Raw genomic sequence first — 18835 nt, forward strand, 5'->3', positions numbered from 1 at the left:
GCGCGCGTGCGCGTCATCGCGCAGCAGGCGGCGAAAAGGGGGTGCGGCGGTGCTGTTCGCGGCCGTGGGCCACGGATGGGTGCGGTCAGCTCGCCGGACAGATGGCGCTGGACATGCGGCCGAGGTCGACGTGCCGTCGACTCACCAGGGCGACTCCAGTTCCAGACATGACCGCAGCGTGGCACGGCCGTCTCGGCGGAGTCCAGCTTTATCCATCATGCGGACATCCTGGTCCCGAAATGTGGGACGAGAGAGGCGTGGCTCACATGCGCGACGCGGTGCCGCGTCGGCCCGGTCAGGCCGGGTAGGCCCCCGGCCAAGGGCCCGGAGTGGCAACCTGCGGTTCTTCCTCGACGCTGGTGTCGAACAGCTTGAAGCCGCGACGCAGGTAGTTGGCCATCGCGTGCTCGCCGTCCTTGCTGCACGTGTGCAGCCAGACCCGCTTGGTCGTGGCCAGCCCCGGCCAGCGGTCGGCCAGGTCCCAGGCGCGCGCGACACCGTACGACAGCAGGTGCCCGCCGATCCGCCGGCCGCGGAAGGCCGGGATCAGACCAAAGTAGACGATCTCCACCACACCGTCGTCCTGGGCCTCCAGCTCGACGTAGCCGGCCGGCGTGCCCCGGTCGTGGGCGACCCACGTCTCGACACCCGGACGCTCCAGGTGCTCCCGCCACCGGGCGTACGTCCAGCCGAGCCGGTCGGTCCACAGGATGTCGCCGCCGACCGACGCGTACAGGAAGCGGCTGAACTCGGGCGAGGCCACCTCGGCACGGACGACCCGGACGTCGCCCTCGGGCGCGGTGGCGGGCAGGAGATCGGCCGGGGCGGTCTGCTCCAGGGACCAGGTGGTCACGGCGATGTTCGTCATGCCGGTCAGAAAATCATCCGCTCAGGCGTTCTGTCGATCGAGGCGGGAGCCGTTCCGAGGGGTGGGAGGCAGCAGGCGGGGCCGGCCCGGACCCGGACCGGCGGCCGACTCGGCGGGTCGTACGCCCGGACCCGGACCGGCGGCGGGCTCCGCGGGTGGCGCGCGCGGCGCCGGAGCGGCGGGGGACTCCGCCCGCGGTGTGCCTCGTCCCGGGGTGCCGCCCGCGCGTCAGCCCAGCGCCCGCTCGATCGAGGACAGCGGCAGGGCGAAGAGCATCCGGCCCGACAGCGACCACACCTCGCCCGTCTCCTGCCAGTAGGAGAGGGAGCCGCTGCCGTCGCCCCAGCAGCCGTGCTTGCCCCCGGAGCCGCACTCGGCGGCCTTCGCCCCGTGCGTGTCCTGCCGCCACAGCGTCCCGTGCCCGCCGCGCTCGCCGGCGGACCGGCCCAGGTACCAGTCGGCCCGAGCGGACGGCGTGGCCCGGTGCGACAGCACGCCCCGGATGTCGCGGGCCTTCGTCTCGTACGCCTCGTCCGCGGTCACGGTCCCGCCGGCGTCGGCGGCCAGGAGGCCGGAGCGAGCGGGGTCGGCGTCGAAGGAGTAACGCCACAGACGCGTGTGCCGGTCGCCGTCCGCGGGCATCGCGGCGCCGGCCACCAGGCTGTCGGGAGCGGTGCTGCGGTCCAGGGAGAGACCCTGCGGGCACAGGGCGGCGGAGCGGGCCGCCCGGTCGCATCCGCCGCCGCTGGGGCGGTAGGAGGCGACGGCGGGCAGTACCCACCGGTACCCGTGCGCGGACCAGCCGCCGGGCACCCGGCCGACCGCGTCGCCGGTGACGTTCGCGCGCTGGACCCGGTGCAGGTCGTACACGTACAGCGCGTCGCGTTCGCCTCCGGAAGTGGTCACCAGCAGTTTGTCCTGGTACCAGACCATGCCCGTCACACGGGAGACGAGGCCGCGGTAGTCGCGTCCGCCGTCGACCGGGACGGCGAGCAGGGCCCAGGTGTAGGTCAGGCGGCGGGAGTCGTCGGCGTTCACGAAGGCCACCCTCGCCAGGCCGCGCTCGGCGGCGGTGCCGCCGTGGTGCGTCCAGCCGGAGAGGATCACCCGGTGCGGGCCCCAGCGGCCGTCGTCGTCGGCATCGCCCGAGGTGGTCACCGACGACGGCGTCCACGCGGAGGCGGCTGTGTCGGCGCGGTCCCAGCAGTAGGCGCGGGTGGCCGCCGGCTCGACGGGCAGCGCCTCCTTCTCGGCGGGCGTGCAGTCGGCCGCGCCGCGCAGCGTGCGGTCGGCGCCGGCCAGGACCGCGCTCACGCCGACCGGCCGGCCCATCGCGGCGGCCAGCCTGTCCAGCGACCGCTCGGGGACGCGGTGTTCGGTCAGCCGCAGACGGCCCAGCTCGGCGGGGGAGGCGAGCGGCTTCAGGGACCCGGGGTCGTCCACGACCGTGGCCTGCGAGACGCTGATCATGGTGGCGGCGGCGGTCAGCGCGAGGGCGGTCGCCGACAGGACGGCGCGCAGCGCCCTTCCCCGTCTGCGTCGGCGGTGTCGGCCGCGGTGCTTCATACAACCTCCCCAAGCCGGGTCAACTGCGCCGCTCGATCCGTGCGTTGGTCGAGGAGCAGGTGGGGCGACCCGTACGGGATGCTACGGCAGTCGGGCGCGCCGCAGGACGAAGACCCGGCAAATATGCGGAACAAACCCCCGTGAGGTGGTTCCGCCCGACTCCCGTCGGCTGCCGCGGGCGCGTCCGCCGCCGAGCACCCCCGGTGTCACCCCCGGCGCCGTCGTCGGGACCCGCCCCAGTCGGGACGCTGCCGCCGTCGGGAGGTCGTCGTCGGGAGGCCGCCGTCGTCGGGCACCGGCCCTCAGGCGACCGGTCGCGCCCGCTCCACCAGCGACGCCAGGTCGAGGGTGTGCGGCAGCGTCCCGAAGGCCGCTCCCCAGTCGCCGCCCAGCCGTGAGGCGCAGAACGCGTCGGCCACCTCCGGCGGCGCGTACCGCACCAGCAGCGACCCCTGCAGGACGAGCGCCAGCCGTTCCACCAGCCGCCGGGCGCGCGCCTCGACCCCGTCCAGGTCGGCGAGTTCGGTGAGCAGGTTCTTGATCGCACCGTCGAGGCGGTGGTCCGCGCCGCGCGCCCGGCCCACCTCCCGCAGGTACGCGTTGAGCGCCTGCGGCTCCCGCTGCAGCGCCCGCAGCACGTCCAGGGCCTGGATGTTGCCGGCGCCCTCCCAGATCGAGTTGAGCGGCGACTCCCGCACCAGCCGGGGCATGCCGGACTCCTCGACGTACCCGTTGCCGCCCAGGCACTCGGCGGCCTCCACCGTGACCGGCGCGCACCGTTTGGTCACCCAGTACTTCGCGGCCGGCACCGCGATCCGCAGGAACGCCCGCTCCTGCTCGCCGCCGTCGTCGTAGGCGGCCGCGAGCCGGAGCGCCAGCACCGTCGCCGCCTCCGACTCCAGCGCGAGATCGGCCAGGACGTTGCGCATCAGCGGCTTGTCGGCCAGCCTGCCGCCGAACGCCTCGCGGTGGGCGCAGTGGTGCACCGCCTGCGCGACGGCCTGCCGCATCAGCCCCGCCGAGCCGAGCACGCAGTCCAGACGGGTCGCCGCCACCATCTCGATGATGGTGCGCACGCCCCGCCCCTCCTCGCCGACCCGCCGCGCCCAGGTGCCGTCGAACTCCACCTCGGCGGAGGCGTTGGACCGGTTGCCCAGCTTGTCCTTGAGTCGCTGGACCAGGAACACGTTGCGTGTGCCGTCCTCCAGCACCCGGGGCACGAGGAAGCACGTCAGGCCCCCTGAGCCGGCGGCGGAGGGCACCTGCGCCAGGACCAGGAAGCCGTCCGACATCGGCGCCGAGCAGAACCACTTGTGGCCGGTCAGCTCGTAGGCCCCGTCCTCGGCCAGCGGCCGGGCGGAGGTGGTGTTGGCGCGTACGTCGCTGCCGCCCTGCTTCTCGGTCATGCCCATCCCGAACAGCGCACCGGCCTTCAGCCGGGCGGGCCGCAGCTCGCGGTCGTAGATCATGGACGTCAGCCGCGGCTCCCACTCGGCGGCCAGCGCGGGGTCGGTGCGCAGCGCGGGCACGGCCGCGTGCGTCATCGACAGAGGACAGCCGGTGCCGGCCTCGACCTGCGTCCACACCAGGAAGGCGGCGGCCCGGCGGACATGGCCGGCCGGGCGGGTCCAGGCCGCGGTCAGGCCCGCGGAGACTCCCTTGCCGAGCAGCCGGTGCCAGGCGGGGTGGAAGTCGACCTCGTCGACGCGGTGCCCGTAGCGGTCGTGGGTGCGCAGCGTCGGCGGGTTCTCGTTGGCCTGGGCTCCCCACTCCTGCAGCTGCGCCGATCCCGCGGCCCGCCCCAGCGCCGCCAGCTCGCCCCGCACCTCGTCGGCCAGGTCCGGTGCGACATGCCGCCCGACCGCCTCGGCCAGGGCCCGGTCGGCGGTGAAGACGTCGTAGCCGACCAGCGGCGGCGCCTGGTTGGTCACGGTGTGCGTACTGGCTGCCATGCACGGAACCTACCCCCCGGCCGCGCATGCTCACCCCCCCCGGACCCCCGCCCGCCCGGCGTCCGCCGTCCTGCCTGGCCGGCCCGCCCGGGGGATGACGGGGACCGGACAGGACGGAGATACCTTTGATTCGTGCAGCCAGCAAGCGAACCCCTCGACGAGCCGTCCGGCCGACTCCACCGGGCCAGGGCCCTGTACCGCAACGTCTCCAAACGCAGGATCGCCTGGCTGCTGCTGAAGGACACCGTCAACTCGTGCATGGAGTACCGGATCCTCGGTCTGGCGGCCGAGGCGGCGTTCTTCTCCCTGCTGTCCGTGCCGCCGCTGCTGCTCAGCCTGATCGGGCTGCTCTACTACGTCGACACCTGGACCGGCGCGAACACCATCGAGAGCCTCGAGCGGAACATCCTCGACGCCTCCCGCACGGTCCTGTCCGACCAGGGCGTGAAGGAGATCGCGGAGCCGATCCTGCGGGACGTCACGAAGGGCGGGCGGCCCGACGTGATCTCCATCGGGTTCGTGATCGCCCTGTGGTCCGGGTCGCGGGCGGTGAACGTCTTCATCGAGACCATCACCGTGATGTACGGCCTCGACGGCGTCCGCGGCATCGTCAGGACCCGGCTGCTGGCCTTCGGCCTGTTCGTCGTGGCGCTGCTCGTCGGCTCGATCGCGCTGCCGCTGATGGTGGCGGGCCCGGACGCGGTGGTGCGGATCGTGCCGTGGTCCGCGACCGTCGTACAGGTCCTGTACTGGCCTGTCGTCATCCTGCTCTCGGTGGCCTTCCTGACGACGCTCTACCACGTGTCCGTGCCGGTGCGCTCGCCGTGGATCGAGGACGTGCCGGGCGCGCTGGTCGCCCTGGCCATGTGGGTGGTGTGCAGTTTCCTGCTGCGCATCTACCTCACCAGCACCGTCGAGGGGCCCACCATCTACGGCTCGCTGGCCGCGCCCGTCGCCGTGCTGCTGTGGATCGGTGTGTCCGCGTTCGCCGTGCTCGTCGGGGCCGCGGTCAACGCCGCCATCGACCGTGTCTGGCCGGCCGCCGCCACCGCCGCGGCCCGTGCGGCCAACGAGCGGGTGCGCCAGGCGCAGATCGCCGAGTACGTCGCCCTTGCCGTCGTGGCCAGCGAGGCCGACCCCGACGACCCCGACATGCCCTCCGAGTTCCCGGAGCGCTGGTCGCGGTTCCTGCCGCCCGAGGACGTCACGGCGCGGCTGCGGACGCAGGTGAGGAGCATGCACGTGAAGAGCCCGCACAAGGCGGACGAGGAAGGGCCGTCGGCCCGGAAGTGACAGCTCCGTGGCCGGCCGCCGCCGTCGGCGGGGTCACGTCGCCGACGGCGTGACCGCCCACGGCGGCGGGCGCCCGCCCGTGCCGCCCGGCGACTCGGCCCGTGCCGCCCGGCGACTCGGCCCGTGCCGCCCGGTGGCTCCGCCCGTGCCGCCCGGTGGCTGGAGTGCGGGCCGGCCGCGGGCACGGCCGGTGCCGGTCCCGGCGTCTCCCCGGCCGGCTGCGGCGTAGCCTGCCGTCCATGGACGGGGAACCACGTGCGTCCGGGTACACCGAACGGCCGTCCCGGCTGGCCGGCGCGGTGGTCTGGCGGAAGGTACCGGTGGCGTCCGGGGCGGGGCTGGTGCTGCCGGACGGGTGCATGGACCTGCTGTGGAGCGAGGGGCGGCTGCTCGTCGCGGGACCGGACACCCGCGCGTACGGCCCCGCGGGACCGCCCGCGCACTGGGCCGGCGTGCGTTTCTTCCCCGGCACGGCGCACGCCCTCCTCGGCGTGCCCGCGCACGAGCTGCGCGACCGGCGCGTCGACCTCGCCGAGCTGTGGCCGGCCGCCGTGGTCCGGCGGCTGCGCGGGCGGATCGGCGCCGCCGCCGACCCCGCCGCCGCGCTGGAGGAGGTGGCCCTGGAGCGCGCGGCCGACGCCGGGCCGCCGGATCCTCTGCCGGGCCGGATGGTCGCCGCCCTGGCGGCCGGCCGCCCGGTCGCCGCGACCGCCGACGAACTGGGTGTCGGCGCGCGTCAGCTGCACCGCCGGTGCCTGACCGCCTTCGGCTACGGCCCCAAGACGCTGGCCCGCGTGCTGCGGCTGCAGCGGGCCCTCGCCCTGGCCCGGGACGGCGTGCCGTTCGCGGAGACGGCGGCCCGGGCCGGTTTCGCCGACCAGGCGCATCTCGCCAGGGACGTGCGGGAGCTGGCGGGCACGACCCTCGGGACCCTACTCGGCGGCCGCCGGTAGCGGCGCGAACAGGTCGACGCCGTTGCCGTCGGGGTCGTGCACGACGGCGTACCGCATCCCCCAGAAGGCGTCCCACGGCTTCAGCTCGCCGTGGTGACCGGCGCCGGTCAGGTCCGCGTAGAGGGCGTCCACACCGGCGGGCGTGTCGCACCGGAAGGCGAGGGAGACCCGGCCGCCACCGGCCGGCGGCCGCCACGCGGGGTGGAAGGAGCGGACGGTCTCCTCGGTGTCCAGGGCGAGGACCAGCCCGCCGGGCAGCTCCGCCTCGACGTGCGGCTGCTGCTCGGCGCCCTCGGGGAAGACCAGCCCGAGGCGGCGGTAGAAGGCGAGCGAGGCGGCCAGATCGGAGGAGACCAGGCCGATCACGGCGAATCGTGGAGTCATGCCGCCACCGTAGGGCCGTCCGCGCGGCCGGTCTTGAACGAATCGGACGGTCCCCTGGCCGAAGGCTCCCGCCCGGCGGGCGTCCCCCGGACGGCCGTCCCCCCGGCGCCGCGCCGCGGACCAGCGCGGGACCATGGGGGATGAGCGCGTGCGGTGCACGAGCGCGGCGAAGGGCTGGTGGGCGGCCGATGGCGGCAGACCGCAGGGACACGGCGGACCGCGGGGATCCCGTGGTGACGACGCCCCACGGGGCGGTCCGCGGCCGGTACGAGCACGGGGTGGCGGTGTTCCGGGGCATCCCGTACGCGGCACCGCCCTTCGGCTCCCGGCGTTTCCGGTCACCGCAGCCGCCCGAGCCGTGGGACGGCCTGCGCGACGCGGGCTCCTTCGGGCCGACCGCGCCGAAACCGCCCTACTCCGCGGCCTTCGCACGGTACCTGGCCGATCCGGTCGTCCGCGGCGACGACTTCCTCAACCTGAACGTGTGGACGCCGGACCCGGGCCCGGGCGCCCGGCTCCCCGTCATGGTGTGGCTGCACGGCGGGGCACTGACCCGCGGTTCGGCGGCCGTGCCGGTGTACGACGGCCGCGCGTTCGCCAGGGACGGAGTCGTCCTCGTCTCGGTCAACTACCGGCTGGGCGTCGAGGGGTACGGCCTCTTCCCGGACGCCCCCGCCAACCGCGGCCTGCGTGACCAGCTGGCCGCCCTGGCCTGGGTGCACGAGTCGATCGCGGCCTTCGGCGGCGACCCGGGCCGGGTCACCGTCTTCGGCCAGTCGGCCGGGGCGATCAGCGCCGGAGCGCTCATCGCCGCCCCGCAGGCACGGGGGCTGGTGCGCCGCGCGGTGCTCCAGAGCGGCCCGCCCGAGACGTCCGGCCGGGACGCGGTGCGGCGCGTCGTGCGCCGTATGGCGGCCAGGCTGAAGATCCCGGCCACCGCCGAGGCGTTCGCGGCCGTCGACCGGGACCTGCTGCTGCGCACCCAGGCCGAGGTCGGCAGGCTCAGCACCCCGGTGCTCGGCGGCCCGGCGTTCGGCATCGTCGTGGACGGGGACGTCGTCCCGCGCGACCCCCTGGAGGCGCTGGCCGACGGTGGGGCGGCCCCAGGCGTCGAGCTGCTGGCGGGCTGGACCCGTGACGAGTACCGGCTGTGGCTGGTGCCGGGCGGACTGCTGGAGCGGGTGGACCGGCTCGGTGCGGTGGCCCTGGCCGGCGCCATGGCCCGCTGCCACTGCGGACACGAGGTCGTGCGCGGCTACCGCGCCCTGCACCCCGGCGCCGGCACGGCCGAGATCGTCGGCCAGCTCGTCACCGACCACCTGCTGCGGGTCCCGCTGCACCGCCTGGCCGACGCGCGCCCCGGCTCCTCGTACCTCTACGAGTTCGCCTGGCCCTCACTGCTGCCGGGCCTCGGCGCCTGCCACGCCCTGGAGCTGGGCTTCGTCTTCGACACCGGGCACGTGCCGGAGTCCCGGGCCCTGGCCGGGGACGGCGCCCCGCAGGAGCTGGCCGACGCGATGCACGCGGCCTGGGTCCGCTTCGCGGCCGGGGACGGCCCCGGGTGGGCACCGTGGGACGCGACGCACCCGGTGCGGATCTTCGGCGACGGCGGGCCGCGCACCGTGCACGGCCCGCGCGACGCGGCGCTCGCGCTGTGGAGGGCGGACGACGCCGGTGCCACGAAGCGCGTCCCCGCGGCGGCCACGGCGGCCGACGGCACCGCAGCGTCCCCACCCGTACGCGGCACGAACCCGCCGCGGTGGGCCGTACGCCGGCTCAGGCGGTCGGGGAGGACGCGCCAGGAATGACGCCGCGTCGGCCCGCGTCGGCGAGGCACCCGGCACCCCGGGATGAACCCCCGTCCGCCTGCCGTCCGCTCGCCGGCACGTCTGCCGGCCCCGCCTCAGGCGGCCGTCAGGGTCCGGGCCATCGCTCGGATCGTCTCCGGTCCCACCCGGCAGCAGCCGCCGATCAGCCGGGCGCCGCGGGCGCGCCAGTGCTGGACCCGGTCGGGGGAGAAGGATCCACGGCCCTTCCAGGCCCGCGCGCCCGCGTCCCAGACCTCACCGCTGTTGGGGTACACGACGACCGGCCTGCCGGTGACCCGGGCGGCGATCTCGACGGCGGCGTCGGCGTCCTCGGGGGCGCAGCAGTTGACCCCGACCGCGATCACCTCGTCGGCGTCCGCGGCCAGGGCGAACGCCTCCTCCAGCGGCTGCCCGGCGCGGGTGCGCCCGCCCGCGACGGTGTAGGACAGCCAGGCCGGCACCCCCAGCCCGCGCACCGCCCGCAGGAGGGCCGCGGCCTCGTCGGTGTCCGGGACCGTCTCCAGGGCGAGGACGTCGGGCCGGGTGGCCGCCAGCACCTCCAGGCGCGGGCGGTGGAAGCGTTCCAGTTCCCCGACCGTGAGACCGTAGCGGCCCCGGTACTCGGAGCCGTCGGCGAGCATCGCCCCGTAGGGGCCCGCCGACGCCGCGGTCCACAGCGGTCGCGTGACGCCCCGCGCCCGCGCCCGCCGCTCCGCCTCGCGCGCCGACCGCACACTGACGGTCATGAGGGCGGCCGCCCGCTCGCGGCCGATCCCCCGCCGGGCGAACCCCTCGAACGTGGCCTGGTAGCTCGCGGTGATCGCGACGTCCGCGCCCGCCAGGAAGTAGGCGAGGTGCGCCTGGGTGAGCGCCTCGGGCCGTTCGGCGAGCAGCCGGGCCGACCAGAGCCCGCCGCTCAGGTCGTGCCCGGCCGCTTCGAGCTGGTTGGACAGCCCGCCGTCGAGAACGACCGCCCCGGCGGCGAGCGCTTCGGCGAGGGAGGGTGACGGGGTACCACTGGTCATACCCACGACGCTAAGGGCTGTCGCGTAATCCGCGGTGGATCGGCGGGCGGCGTCGGATGCGGTGCATCGCACGGCGGAGGGGCGTCCTCGTGCTGGGTGTATCCGGGCGATCCGGCAACGCGGCGAGGTGCCGTAGCTGTCGTCGTGCGCCCGCCGGGGATCGCGGGACAGTCGTTGGGCCCTGTCGTCGACCTCGCGTCGCCGCCGTTCCGAGCGAGCGGGGCCGGCGCCGCGGTCCGCGGGCTGCGGTCCGCGGGCTGCGCAGGCGGGCGCAGCGCTGTTGACTGCCTGGTATGCGCAGGCGCAGGACACCTTCGGGTGCTGACCGTCGCCGGTCCGCCCGCCCGACCGGGCCGGTCGGAAACCGGCGCGCGTGGGCCGGACGCTTCGCGGCAAGCGCGGGGGGACGGCTGTGGGCCCGTCTGCGCGCGGCGGACTTCTTCGGACACTCGTTCCAGCTCGCGGCGCTCGCCTTCCTCTGCTTCTTCCCCTTCCTGATCCTTCTCACGGCCGCGGTCGGCCAGGACGCGGCCGAGGTCCTGGCGGGCTGGCTCGGACTGGACGAGCAGGCCGCCGAGGCCGTGTCCGCCCTCTTCAGACCCGGTTCCGGCTCGGGCACCCTGACCCTGGTGAGTGCGGTGCTGCTGATCGCGGGGGCGATCGCCGTGGCCGGCACCCTGCAGAGCTGGTACCAGTTCCTCTTCGACGTCCGTCCACGCCGGTGGCGGGACCTCGGGGCTCAGCTCGTGTGGCTGGCGCTCCTGGTCGCGTACGGCGCCGCACAGGCCAGGGCCGGCGCGGTACTCGCGTCCCCTCCCCTGACGGGCCTGCTCGGCTTCGTCATGGCGCTGCTCTTCTGGTGGGGGACCATGCGGCTGCTGCTCACCGGCACGGTCGCCTGGCGGTTCCTGCTCCCGGCGGCGCTGGCCACGGACATCGGCTGGACCGGCCTCGGGGTGTTCTCCTCCCGGTACTTCTCCGCGACGATCGTGGCCAACAACCAGAGGTACGGCCCGGTGGGCGTGGTCATGGTCATCATGTCGTGGCTGGTGGCAGTCGGTGTGGTGGTCCACCTCGGTGCCGTCGTGGGCCGTGCGTACGCCGAACACCGCGCCGCTAGCTCACCGCGCGGCCGGCCGTGAGCGGGCCCGGTGCGTGACGGTCGGTCGCTGGACGACGCCGGCGCCGGGCCCTCACCCGGGACGGGTGAGGGCCCGGGCCGTCGGGGGAGACCAGGACCGCACTGGGCCCGCCTCGCCGTCCCGCACGAGGGTGCCGGTCCCGGGGCGAAGGCGAGGACGACCGGGCGTCTCCCCGCAGCGGTCCGCCGGTTCGCCCGCCGCGGGTGAGGCGCCGGACGGGAGCTTCGGATCCCATGGGCGAGGGGCCGGGCAGGTCCCGGTCGCTGCCCGGCCGTCTCCGCCGGCGTGCGGAAGCCGACTCGGCGAGGTGGACACCGTGGCACACTGGCGCGCTCTGATCGTCCTGGGGACCGCCCAGTTCCTGATGGTCCTGGACACCTCCGTCATGAACGTCTCCATCAGCCGGCTGGTCGACGACTTCGACACCGAGGTCACCGCCATCCAGGCCGTCATCACGCTGTACGCGCTGGTCATGGCGGCCTTCATGGTCACAGGCGGCCGGGTCGGGGACATCCTCGGCCGACGCCGCGTCTTTCTCCTGGGCCTCGCCCTCTACGGCACCGGATCGGCTCTGACCGCCGTGGCCCCCACCTTGTGGGCCCTGACACTGGGCTGGTCGGTCGTCGAAGGACTCGGCGCCGCGCTGGTCCTGCCGGCCATGGCGGCCCTCGTCGCCGAGTCCTACCGCGGGCAGGACCGGGCCGTCGCGTACGGCGTCATCGGCGGGCTGGCCGGTGCCGGGATCGCGGTCGGCCCGCTGCTGGGCGGCTGGATGACGACGTACCTCACCTGGCGGCTGGTCTTCGCGGGCGAGGTGGTGGTCGTCGTGGCCGTCCTGCTCTTCCGCCGGGTGATCCCGCAGTCGCCCCGGACCGGTCCGCGCTCCAGGCTGGACGGGGTCGGCGCCGTCCTCTCGGCGGCCGGTCTGGGGCTCGGCGTGCTCGGTGTCCTGCAGAGCAGCACATGGGGATGGGTGCGGCCCCGCAACCCGCCCTTCACCGTCCTGGGGTTCGCGCCCACACTCTTCGTCATCGGAGCGGGGGTGGCGGTACTGGCCGGCTTCGCGCGCTGGGAGCGGTACAGGGAGGCCCGCGGCAGGGACCCCTTGGTGCACCTGTCCCTGCTGCGCGAACCCGCTCTGCGCTCCGGCCTGATGTCCTTGCTGAGCCAGAACCTCGTCCTGCTGGGCCTGTTCTTCGCCATCCCGCTGTATCTGCAGGTCGTCCAGGGGTTCGACGCGTTCCAGACGGGGCTGCGGCTGGTACCGGTGTCCGTCACCATGCTCGCGTCGTCCGCGGTCGCCGCCCGGCTGGGGCGGGTGGTGGGACCACGCCGGATGGTCCGGACGGCGCTGGCCGCCCTGACCGGCGCGATCGTGTGGCTGTTGGCCACCATCGAACCGGTCATCGACGACGCGCAGTTCGCCGGAGCCATGGCCCTGCTCGGTGTGGGGCTGGGCACACTCGCCTCCCAACTGGGCAACGTGGTCCAGTCCGCCGTGGGCGAGGAGGAACGCAGCGAGGCCGGCGGACTGCAGTTCACGGCCCAGAATCTGGGCTCCGCACTGGGCACGGCGCTCATCGGGTCGATCCTCGTCGGCGGCCTGGCACACGCCTTCACCGCGTATGTGAAGGACGACCCGCGGCTGAGCGAGGAGACCCGCACGCAGACGGGAATCGCCCTCGAAGCCGGGATCTCCTTCGTCCCCACCGACCAGGTGCGCTCGGCAGCCGAGCGCGCCGGTCTGCCCCCGTCCGAGGTCGACGCCATCAGCGACTCCTACGCCTCCGCCCAGCTGGACGGCCTGAAGGCGGCCTTCCTCGCCACCGGCGGCATCACGCTCGCCAGTTACGCCGTCACACCGCACCTGCCGCCTGGGAGGGCGAGGAGGGACGGACAACCGGACACCGACGCCCCGGTCGGACCGGCGGGGCCGGCACGCCGAGGATGACGGGGCGCCGTCGAGAGGCCCCGAGCGGGTCAGGAGAGCCAGTCGGTGTAGCGGGTGGGGGCGAGACGGGCGTTGGTGTCGGTGAGGACGTCGCCCCTGACGGCGGCGAACATGCCGGCGGTGGGGTCGGTGACGACGGTGCGGTGGTCGCCCTTGTGGGAGAGGGTGATGCGGCCCAGTTCGTCCAGCGGGAAGACCTCGGGGCCGGCGACGGCGCGGATGCCGCCCAGCGGGGCGCCCGCGGCCACCTCGGCCACCGCGGCGGCGACGTCCCTGGCGGCGATCGGCTGGACGGGGGTGGCGGGAAGCCGGACGGTGTCGCCGTCGGAGGTCCAGGACAGGACGGCGTCCATGAACTCCATGAACTGCGTCGCCCGGACGATCGAGTAGGGGATCGGCCCGGCGGCCAGGATCTGCTCCTGGAGCACCTTGGCGCGGTAGTAGTCCAGCTCGGGCACCTGGTCCGCGCCGACGATCGAGAGGATGACGAAGTGGCCGACACCGCCCTTGCGGGCCGCGGCCAGGAGGTTGTCCATCGAGGTCCGGAAGAAGGCGGGGGAGGCTTCGTCGAAGGTCGGGGAGTTGGTCAGGTTCACAACCACATCCGCTCCTGCCACCGCCTCGTCCAGTCCCCGGCCGCTGAGCACGTCGACCCCGGTGGACAGCGAGTGCGGTACCGCCTCGTGACCGGCGGCGTTCAGGTCCCTGACGACCTGCGACCCGATCAGGCCGGTACCGCCGATGACTGCGATCTTCATGACATGCCTTTCGTCTGGAACGTGTCCGTAACAGGACCTATCCCCCCGTCGCTGTGTCGGCATATCGGTACGCCGACGTATTGACAGGTGTGCCCGGGCCGGAGGGGCTGCCCGCCCCGCACGATCCGGGGCCGCGGCCGAGGCCCGAACCGGCGGCCACCGTCGCCGGGACAGGGCGGGCCGTCGCGGACGCGAGCGGCTGACCGGCCGGTGCCGGTCCCGTATCGTCGCCCGCCGGACGTCCGTCCGCGCCGGCACCACCGCCGGAGCGCATACCACCGGGGGATGTGGAGATGACCTCGCAGCCGTACCTCGCCGGCCTCTTCTCGCTCGAGGGCCGGGTGGCCCTCGTCACCGGCGGGAGTTCCGGGATCGGCCGGGCCGTCGCCGGTGCTCTGGCGCGCGCCGGGGCGAGTGTCGTGGTCGTCGCACGCACCCGGGCGGCTCTGGAAGCCACGGCCGGTGAACTGGAGGCGGACGGCTGCCGGGCGGCCTGGGTGAGCGCCGATCTGGCGACCCGCGAAGGCGTGCGGGCCGCGGCCGAGGAGGCGGCCGCGGTCTTCGGGGAGCCGGACATCCTCGTCAACTCCGCGGGCGTCAACCTGCGGCCACCGATGGGCGAGCTCACGGACGACGTGTGGGACACCACCATGGCGGTGAACCTGGAGGCGCCCTACCTTCTCGGCCAGCGCTTCGGCCCCGGGATGGCCGAGCGGGGCTTCGGGCGGATCATCCACATCACCTCCCAGCAGGCGCACCGGGCCTTCGTCCGGAGCGGCGCGTACGGCGTGTCCAAGGGGGGCCTGGAATCACTGGCCCGCTCGCAGGCGGAGGCGTGGTCCCCGTTCGGCGTCACCTGCAACACCCTCGTCCCCGGCTTCGTGCCGACCCCGCTGAACCGGAGGCTGTCCGCCGATCCGGCCAAGGTGGCCGAGCTCGCCGCCCGCACCATGATCGGGCGCAACGGCCTCGTGGAGGACTTCGCGGGCGCGGCGGTGTTCCTGGCGAGCCCCTCCTCCGCCTACGTCACCGGCCAGTCGATCTTCGTGGACGGCGGGCTCTCGGTCCACTGACCCGGCCCGCAGGCACCGATGGGCGCGCGGACCCGGCCCACGGCCCCGGTCCGCGGACGCCGAGCGGGGGCACGGGCATCGAATACGTGCGGATTCCTCACGCTTCCCCGGTGCAGCCACAGTTCGATATGGGTATAGCCATCGAACTCGGGGTGCCCGAGGGGGCGGATGCGACGGGGGCGGAGCGGAGTGCCGAGAGAGGTGTGGAGCGGCAGCGCCGGGATCGAGGCTGCCGACTCGGTTTTCGAGCTGATGAGACGGCTGATCGACAGGTTCCGGGACAATCCCCCGGTGACGCCGCTGGTGGTCCTGCAGGCCACGGAGGAGGACGGCACCGGCAGTCTCGACCGGCGGGTCGCGCAGGTCGTGGAGTTCGTCCGGCAGGGGCACCAGCCGCGGGGGCTGATCGCCAAGCGGCTGGAGGGCGGAGGCGGCCCGGACGCCTACTCCTCCGCGATCGACATGGTGCGCCAACTGTGCGAGCACCGGTGGGACAATCAGAGCCAGTCGCAGTACAAGCCGTTCACCTTCCCGCGTTCACGGCTGCTGCGCGCCATCGAGCAGGCCGCCCCGGAGGTCGGCGGAGAGGTGACCACGGTGTGGTCCGCCGCCGAGCGCCGCGAACGCCTGATGCGGCGGCTGGCCGAACTGCGCTGGCGGCCGGGAGGCGACCTCGACGGCGGCGACGGCGGCGGCAGGTCCTCGGCGCTGGCCGAGACGATCAGCGCGGTGGCGAACCCGTCCGGTTTCGTCGGGGCGTTGTTCATCGCGTGCCTGAGCGGGCTGCTGGGCGAGGGCGGCTGGCGGACGGCCGTGTGGGGCGGTGCCCTGGCCCTGGCCTTCATCGGTGTGGCGCACCTGCTGGCGCGCAGCGCGCCGCCGCTGCTGTGGCTGCGCAGAGCCAGCCGGTGGTTCGCGACCACCACGTTCCTGGCCCCGTCGAGCGACCGGCCCGAGGCCGCCGAGTGGGCCCGGTGGCGGCCGGCGAAGTCCTGGGAGACCATCCGCGGTCGGGCCTTCGCCGTCGCCCAGCAGGTCGTCGCCGCCCAGGCGGGCGATTCCACGGCCCGTCAGTTCCACCTCGAACTGCGGGTCCTGGCGCTGCTGGAGGACCTGCGCGACTGCTTCGGGCCGCGCACCCTGGACATGCGACACCGCAAGCGCACGGTCCCCCCGGTGGTGTACCTCCCGCGGGCCACGGAGGACGACGGCGGTCTTCTGCTGCTGCGGGCGATCAGCAACGTGCGCAGCCGCCGCAGCGAGGTGGACCCGCTGCTGGTGCTGGCCGCCGTACCGGCCGCGGAACGGCTGCGGCCGCCCGGCTCCGAGGACCCGGTGCCGCCCACCGCGCCGCCGCCCGGCGCGCCCGGCGACCGCGAGGAGCGCCTCCACGGACCGGACGCCAGGTACCAGGAGTGGGTCACCCACCTCAACGTCGGCCAGTCACCCGGCCGTGCGAGCGCGCTGCCGTGGATCCTGCGGATACCGCTGACGGCCGACACGCTGCGCCGGCAGCACTCCGCCCAGCACGCGACGAACAGGATCCGCCGTACGCCGGCCTGGCTGCTGTGGTCCAGGCCCTGCCTGGCGGTGGTGCTGGCCATCGCGCTGAGCGGGGTCTTCCTCGGCAACCGGTGGATGGCCGAGCGCTACTGCCAGGGCCGGCTGCTGGGCTCCAACACGGACTCCGTGCTGATCGGCGGGGAGTGCGTCGGCGTCGCCACCGGGGACGTGCGACTGGCCGCGGGCAACGGCCTCCAGCTGTACGGTGCCGGCAAGGGCGTCACCTTCGACGCCGTCGAGCAGGCGATCCGGGCGGAGAACAGGGCGATAGGCCCCGAGGACAAGTACGTCACCGTCGTCTACGCGGGCCCGGTCACCGCGGCGCACGAGTCCGACACCCGCAAGGGGCTGGAGGAGATCACCGGCGTCTACCTCTACCAGCACTACACCAACGTCAGCACCCACCAGCCGACGAAGATAAGGGTGCTGCTCGCCAACGCCGGCGAGAACATGCTGCAGGTCCTGCCCATGGCGCGGCACATCGCGGACCTGGCGCGGCACGACCGCTCCGTCGTCGGCGTCGTCGGCCTGGGACGCGACACGACGGAGAGCGACGACGCGACCGAGATCCTGAAGGGCGCGGGCCTGCCGGTGGTGAGCACCACCAACTCCGGCAGCCATCTGGCGCGCCGGCTGTCGAACTGGTTCGGCCTGGCCGCCACCGACGAGGAGGAGGCGAACGCGCTGCTCGTCGTGGCCCGGCAGCTCGCCCACCGCGAGCCCGGGGCCCGGGCGGTGGTGCTCGCCCGCAAGGGCGGCAGCGAGAAGGACTTCTACACCACCGAACAGGCCCGGGTCGGCCGGCTCATGCTGGGCCGTGCCGGCTTCACCGCACTGCCCGGCCGCACCTACCGGCTGAGCCCGAACGGCGAACCGGAACTGACCACGCCGGTCACGTCGATCTGTGCGAGCAGCCCGGTGCCGAAGGCCCTGTACTTCGCGGGCCGGGTCGAGGACGTGCCCAACCTGATGGCCCAGCTCGGTTCCACCCCCGGCTGCTCCGGCGAGAAGATCACCGTGTTCACGGGCGACGACCTGGCGAAGAGCAACTACGAGGAGGGCCAGGCGCTGCGCATCCCCGCCGAAGTCACCCTGTACCACTTCGGGCTGGCTCCGATGGACCTCGTCGGCGCGACCGACTTCTACCTGGAAGCCCAGCGGACGATCGCCGCACTGCTCCCGGCGGGGACGACGGCGACCGCCCTCGCCGACGCCGCCCGGCCCTGGGACGACGCGCTGTTCTCCAGCGGCCAGTCCGTGCTCGCCTACAGCGCGACCGCCGTGCTGTACCGGGCCGCCAGGAACGGCGACGCCCCGCAGACCGCCGCCGAGACCTGGGCCGACCTGCGCTGGCACTCGAACCCCAGTCTGCCGGTCGGCACGGTCTCCTTCGCCGGCAGCGGGCCCTACGCGGACCAGCGGGGCCACGGCTACGCCATCGTGCGCGTGACCTACCGGGGCAGCACGGTGCAGTCGGTGACGGTGTGCGGGCGGCCGGCGGGCAGCGACCAGCCGCTGACCCCGCCCCCGGGCCGCCAGGGCGCCGACCCGCACACGGTGTGCCGCGTCGAGTGATCCCCGTACGCGCCGCGGCGTCCCGGCGGCCGGCGCACGGCCCGCCGGGCAGTTCCGTCCAGACGGTCCGCGAACGCCACCGGACGCTCGGCCGCGCCGACGTGCCCGTCAGGGACCCCGGCGAACACGCCCCCGGCGCGCTCGCCGGGCGACGTGGCCGTGCGGTGCGGCGGCCGCCCGCGCGACGCGGCGCCGTCGGCCGGGAAGACGCCGTGGTGCGGGTCAGTCGTTGGCGCCGCCCTCCCGGGGCCAGTGGGTCAGGGCGGCGTGCAGGGCGTCGACGGCCTTGTCCCACGACTGCCGCACGTCCCGCGGCGCGCCGAAGCCGCCGGCGGCCTCCAGGGCGCAGTAGCCGTGGAAGGTGCTGCGCAGCAGGCGCACGGCGTCGGTGAGGTCGGGTTCCGCCAGGCCGTAGGCGCGGAGCACCCCGTAGGTGATCTCCGCGGTGCGCCTGAGGGCGGGCGCGTCGGCGACGAGGGCCTGGTCGATGCGGATCTGGGTGGCCGCGTACCGTCCCGGATGCGCGAGGGCGTACGCCCGGTAGGCGCCGGCGAACGCGGTCAGCGCGTCCTTGCCGGCACGGCCGGCGACGGCGGCGGCGATCCGGTCGATCATCTCGCCGCCGGCCAGGAAAGCGAGCCGGGTGCGCAGGTCCTCCAGGTTCCGGACGTGCGAGTAGAGGCTGGCGTCCCTCACCCCGAACCGTCGCGCCAGCGCGGACAGCGTGACGTTCTCGAAGCCGGCCTCGTCGGCCAGTTCGGCGGCGGCCGCGACGAGCCGGTCCGCGGTCAGCCCGGCACGAGCCATGACGGACCTCCCCTCCTGTCACCTAGTGCCGCGGCAGGCAACGTTTGCCCGTCAAGGAGCGGCGTCCGGTGCGTGCTCTCGGCGTGCCGGCCGGACGCCCTCGTACTGGATGTACTC

15 protein-coding genes are annotated in these 18835 nt (G+C 74.6%); 7 read left to right on the plus strand and 8 right to left on the minus strand.

From position 1 onward, the window contains the following. Positions 1-85: 85 nt before the first annotated feature. From ACWDNY_RS22680 to ACWDNY_RS22695, 4 genes are all read right to left on the minus strand, one after another. Positions 86-169: a putative leader peptide gene (locus tag ACWDNY_RS22680; protein ID WP_345942706.1), complete on the minus strand. Its 84-nt coding sequence runs from the start codon at positions 167-169 to the stop codon at positions 86-88. Positions 170-295: 126 nt separating this feature from the next. Then, a complete protein-coding gene (locus ACWDNY_RS22685; RefSeq protein ID WP_451647617.1) occupies positions 296-868 on the minus strand; it encodes a GNAT family N-acetyltransferase in 573 nt (190 codons plus the stop codon). Positions 869-1096: 228 nt separating this feature from the next. Further along, on the minus strand, positions 1097-2434 hold the full coding sequence (locus ACWDNY_RS22690) for a hypothetical protein (protein WP_451647618.1): 1338 nt from the start codon (positions 2432-2434) through the stop codon (positions 1097-1099). Between the two features lie 302 nt (positions 2435-2736). Further along, on the minus strand, positions 2737-4386 hold the full coding sequence (locus ACWDNY_RS22695; RefSeq protein ID WP_451647619.1) for an acyl-CoA dehydrogenase family protein: 1650 nt from the start codon (positions 4384-4386) through the stop codon (positions 2737-2739). Between the two features lie 132 nt (positions 4387-4518). On the opposite strand from ACWDNY_RS22695, the gene ACWDNY_RS22700 reads away from it, so the two are divergent. Together ACWDNY_RS22700 and ACWDNY_RS22705 are read left to right on the plus strand one after the other, a co-directional pair. Next, positions 4519-5679: a YihY/virulence factor BrkB family protein gene (locus ACWDNY_RS22700; RefSeq protein WP_451647620.1), complete on the plus strand. Its 1161-nt coding sequence runs from the start codon at positions 4519-4521 to the stop codon at positions 5677-5679. Positions 5680-5918: 239 nt separating this feature from the next. Beyond that, positions 5919-6632: a helix-turn-helix domain-containing protein gene (locus tag ACWDNY_RS22705; protein ID WP_451647621.1), complete on the plus strand. Its 714-nt coding sequence runs from the start codon at positions 5919-5921 to the stop codon at positions 6630-6632. Here ACWDNY_RS22705 and ACWDNY_RS22710 read toward each other — a convergent pair. After that, complete coding sequence (locus ACWDNY_RS22710) at positions 6612-7016, minus strand: VOC family protein (RefSeq protein WP_451647622.1); 405 nt, start codon at positions 7014-7016, stop codon at positions 6612-6614. The genes ACWDNY_RS22705 and ACWDNY_RS22710 overlap by 21 nt on opposite strands. A gap of 188 nt (positions 7017-7204) precedes the next feature. Here ACWDNY_RS22710 and ACWDNY_RS22715 point away from each other — a divergent pair, with 188 nt between their 5' ends. Continuing rightward, positions 7205-8824, plus strand: coding sequence for a carboxylesterase/lipase family protein (locus tag ACWDNY_RS22715; RefSeq protein ID WP_451647623.1), 1620 nt, complete (start codon positions 7205-7207; stop codon positions 8822-8824). A 95-nt stretch (positions 8825-8919) separates the two neighbouring features. Here the strand turns inward: ACWDNY_RS22715 and mmuM are convergent, their stop codons facing one another. Further along, positions 8920-9849 (minus strand): homocysteine S-methyltransferase, encoded by a 930-nt coding sequence (gene mmuM, locus ACWDNY_RS22720; RefSeq protein ID WP_451647624.1) that lies wholly within the window; start codon positions 9847-9849, stop codon positions 8920-8922. Positions 9850-10142: 293 nt separating this feature from the next. Here mmuM and ACWDNY_RS22725 point away from each other — a divergent pair, with 293 nt between their 5' ends. Then, entirely contained in the window at positions 10143-10991 is an 849-nt protein-coding gene (locus ACWDNY_RS22725) for a YhjD/YihY/BrkB family envelope integrity protein (RefSeq protein ID WP_451647625.1), read from the plus strand. 316 nt (positions 10992-11307) lie between these two features. Next, the gene (locus ACWDNY_RS22730) at positions 11308-12942 is read left to right on the plus strand and encodes an MFS transporter (RefSeq protein WP_451647626.1); all 1635 of its coding nucleotides are present in this window, start codon (positions 11308-11310) and stop codon (positions 12940-12942) included. Between the two features lie 29 nt (positions 12943-12971). Here the strand turns inward: ACWDNY_RS22730 and ACWDNY_RS22735 are convergent, their stop codons facing one another. After that, positions 12972-13700: an SDR family oxidoreductase gene (locus ACWDNY_RS22735; protein ID WP_451647627.1), complete on the minus strand. Its 729-nt coding sequence runs from the start codon at positions 13698-13700 to the stop codon at positions 12972-12974. Positions 13701-13993: 293 nt separating this feature from the next. Between ACWDNY_RS22735 and ACWDNY_RS22740 the strand changes: the two genes are divergently transcribed. Together ACWDNY_RS22740 and ACWDNY_RS22745 are read left to right on the plus strand one after the other, a co-directional pair. After that, on the plus strand, positions 13994-14773 hold the full coding sequence (locus ACWDNY_RS22740; protein WP_451647628.1) for an SDR family NAD(P)-dependent oxidoreductase: 780 nt from the start codon (positions 13994-13996) through the stop codon (positions 14771-14773). Between the two features lie 189 nt (positions 14774-14962). Next, positions 14963-17911, plus strand: a complete 2949-nt coding sequence (locus ACWDNY_RS22745; RefSeq protein WP_451647629.1) for a hypothetical protein — start codon at positions 14963-14965, stop codon at positions 17909-17911. Between the two features lie 222 nt (positions 17912-18133). Here the strand turns inward: ACWDNY_RS22745 and ACWDNY_RS22750 are convergent, their stop codons facing one another. Next, on the minus strand, positions 18134-18718 hold the full coding sequence (locus ACWDNY_RS22750; protein WP_451647630.1) for a TetR/AcrR family transcriptional regulator: 585 nt from the start codon (positions 18716-18718) through the stop codon (positions 18134-18136). Positions 18719-18835: the final 117 nt, after the last annotated feature.

Source organism: Streptomyces sp. NPDC003697, from assembly GCF_053587115.1.

Excerpts from the sequence above, each read along its gene's own strand:
- ACWDNY_RS22740 (WP_451647628.1), top strand. The coding sequence starts at position 13,994 with ATGACCTCGCAGCCGTACCTCGCCGGCCTCTTCTCGCTCGAGGGCCGG.
- ACWDNY_RS22690 (WP_451647618.1), bottom strand. The coding sequence starts at position 2,434 with ATGAAGCACCGCGGCCGACACCGCCGACGCAGACGGGGAAGGGCGCTG.
- ACWDNY_RS22680 (WP_345942706.1), bottom strand. The coding sequence starts at position 169 with ATGTCTGGAACTGGAGTCGCCCTGGTGAGTCGACGGCACGTCGACCTC.
- ACWDNY_RS22685 (WP_451647617.1), bottom strand. The coding sequence starts at position 868 with ATGACGAACATCGCCGTGACCACCTGGTCCCTGGAGCAGACCGCCCCG.
- ACWDNY_RS22725 (WP_451647625.1), top strand. The coding sequence starts at position 10,143 with ATGCGCAGGCGCAGGACACCTTCGGGTGCTGACCGTCGCCGGTCCGCC.
- ACWDNY_RS22705 (WP_451647621.1), top strand. The coding sequence starts at position 5,919 with ATGGACGGGGAACCACGTGCGTCCGGGTACACCGAACGGCCGTCCCGG.
- ACWDNY_RS22750 (WP_451647630.1), bottom strand. The coding sequence starts at position 18,718 with ATGGCTCGTGCCGGGCTGACCGCGGACCGGCTCGTCGCGGCCGCCGCC.
- ACWDNY_RS22695 (WP_451647619.1), bottom strand. The coding sequence starts at position 4,386 with ATGGCAGCCAGTACGCACACCGTGACCAACCAGGCGCCGCCGCTGGTC.
- ACWDNY_RS22710 (WP_451647622.1), bottom strand. The coding sequence starts at position 7,016 with ATGACTCCACGATTCGCCGTGATCGGCCTGGTCTCCTCCGATCTGGCC.
- ACWDNY_RS22715 (WP_451647623.1), top strand. The coding sequence starts at position 7,205 with ATGGCGGCAGACCGCAGGGACACGGCGGACCGCGGGGATCCCGTGGTG.
- ACWDNY_RS22735 (WP_451647627.1), bottom strand. The coding sequence starts at position 13,700 with ATGAAGATCGCAGTCATCGGCGGTACCGGCCTGATCGGGTCGCAGGTC.
- mmuM (WP_451647624.1), bottom strand. The coding sequence starts at position 9,849 with ATGACCAGTGGTACCCCGTCACCCTCCCTCGCCGAAGCGCTCGCCGCC.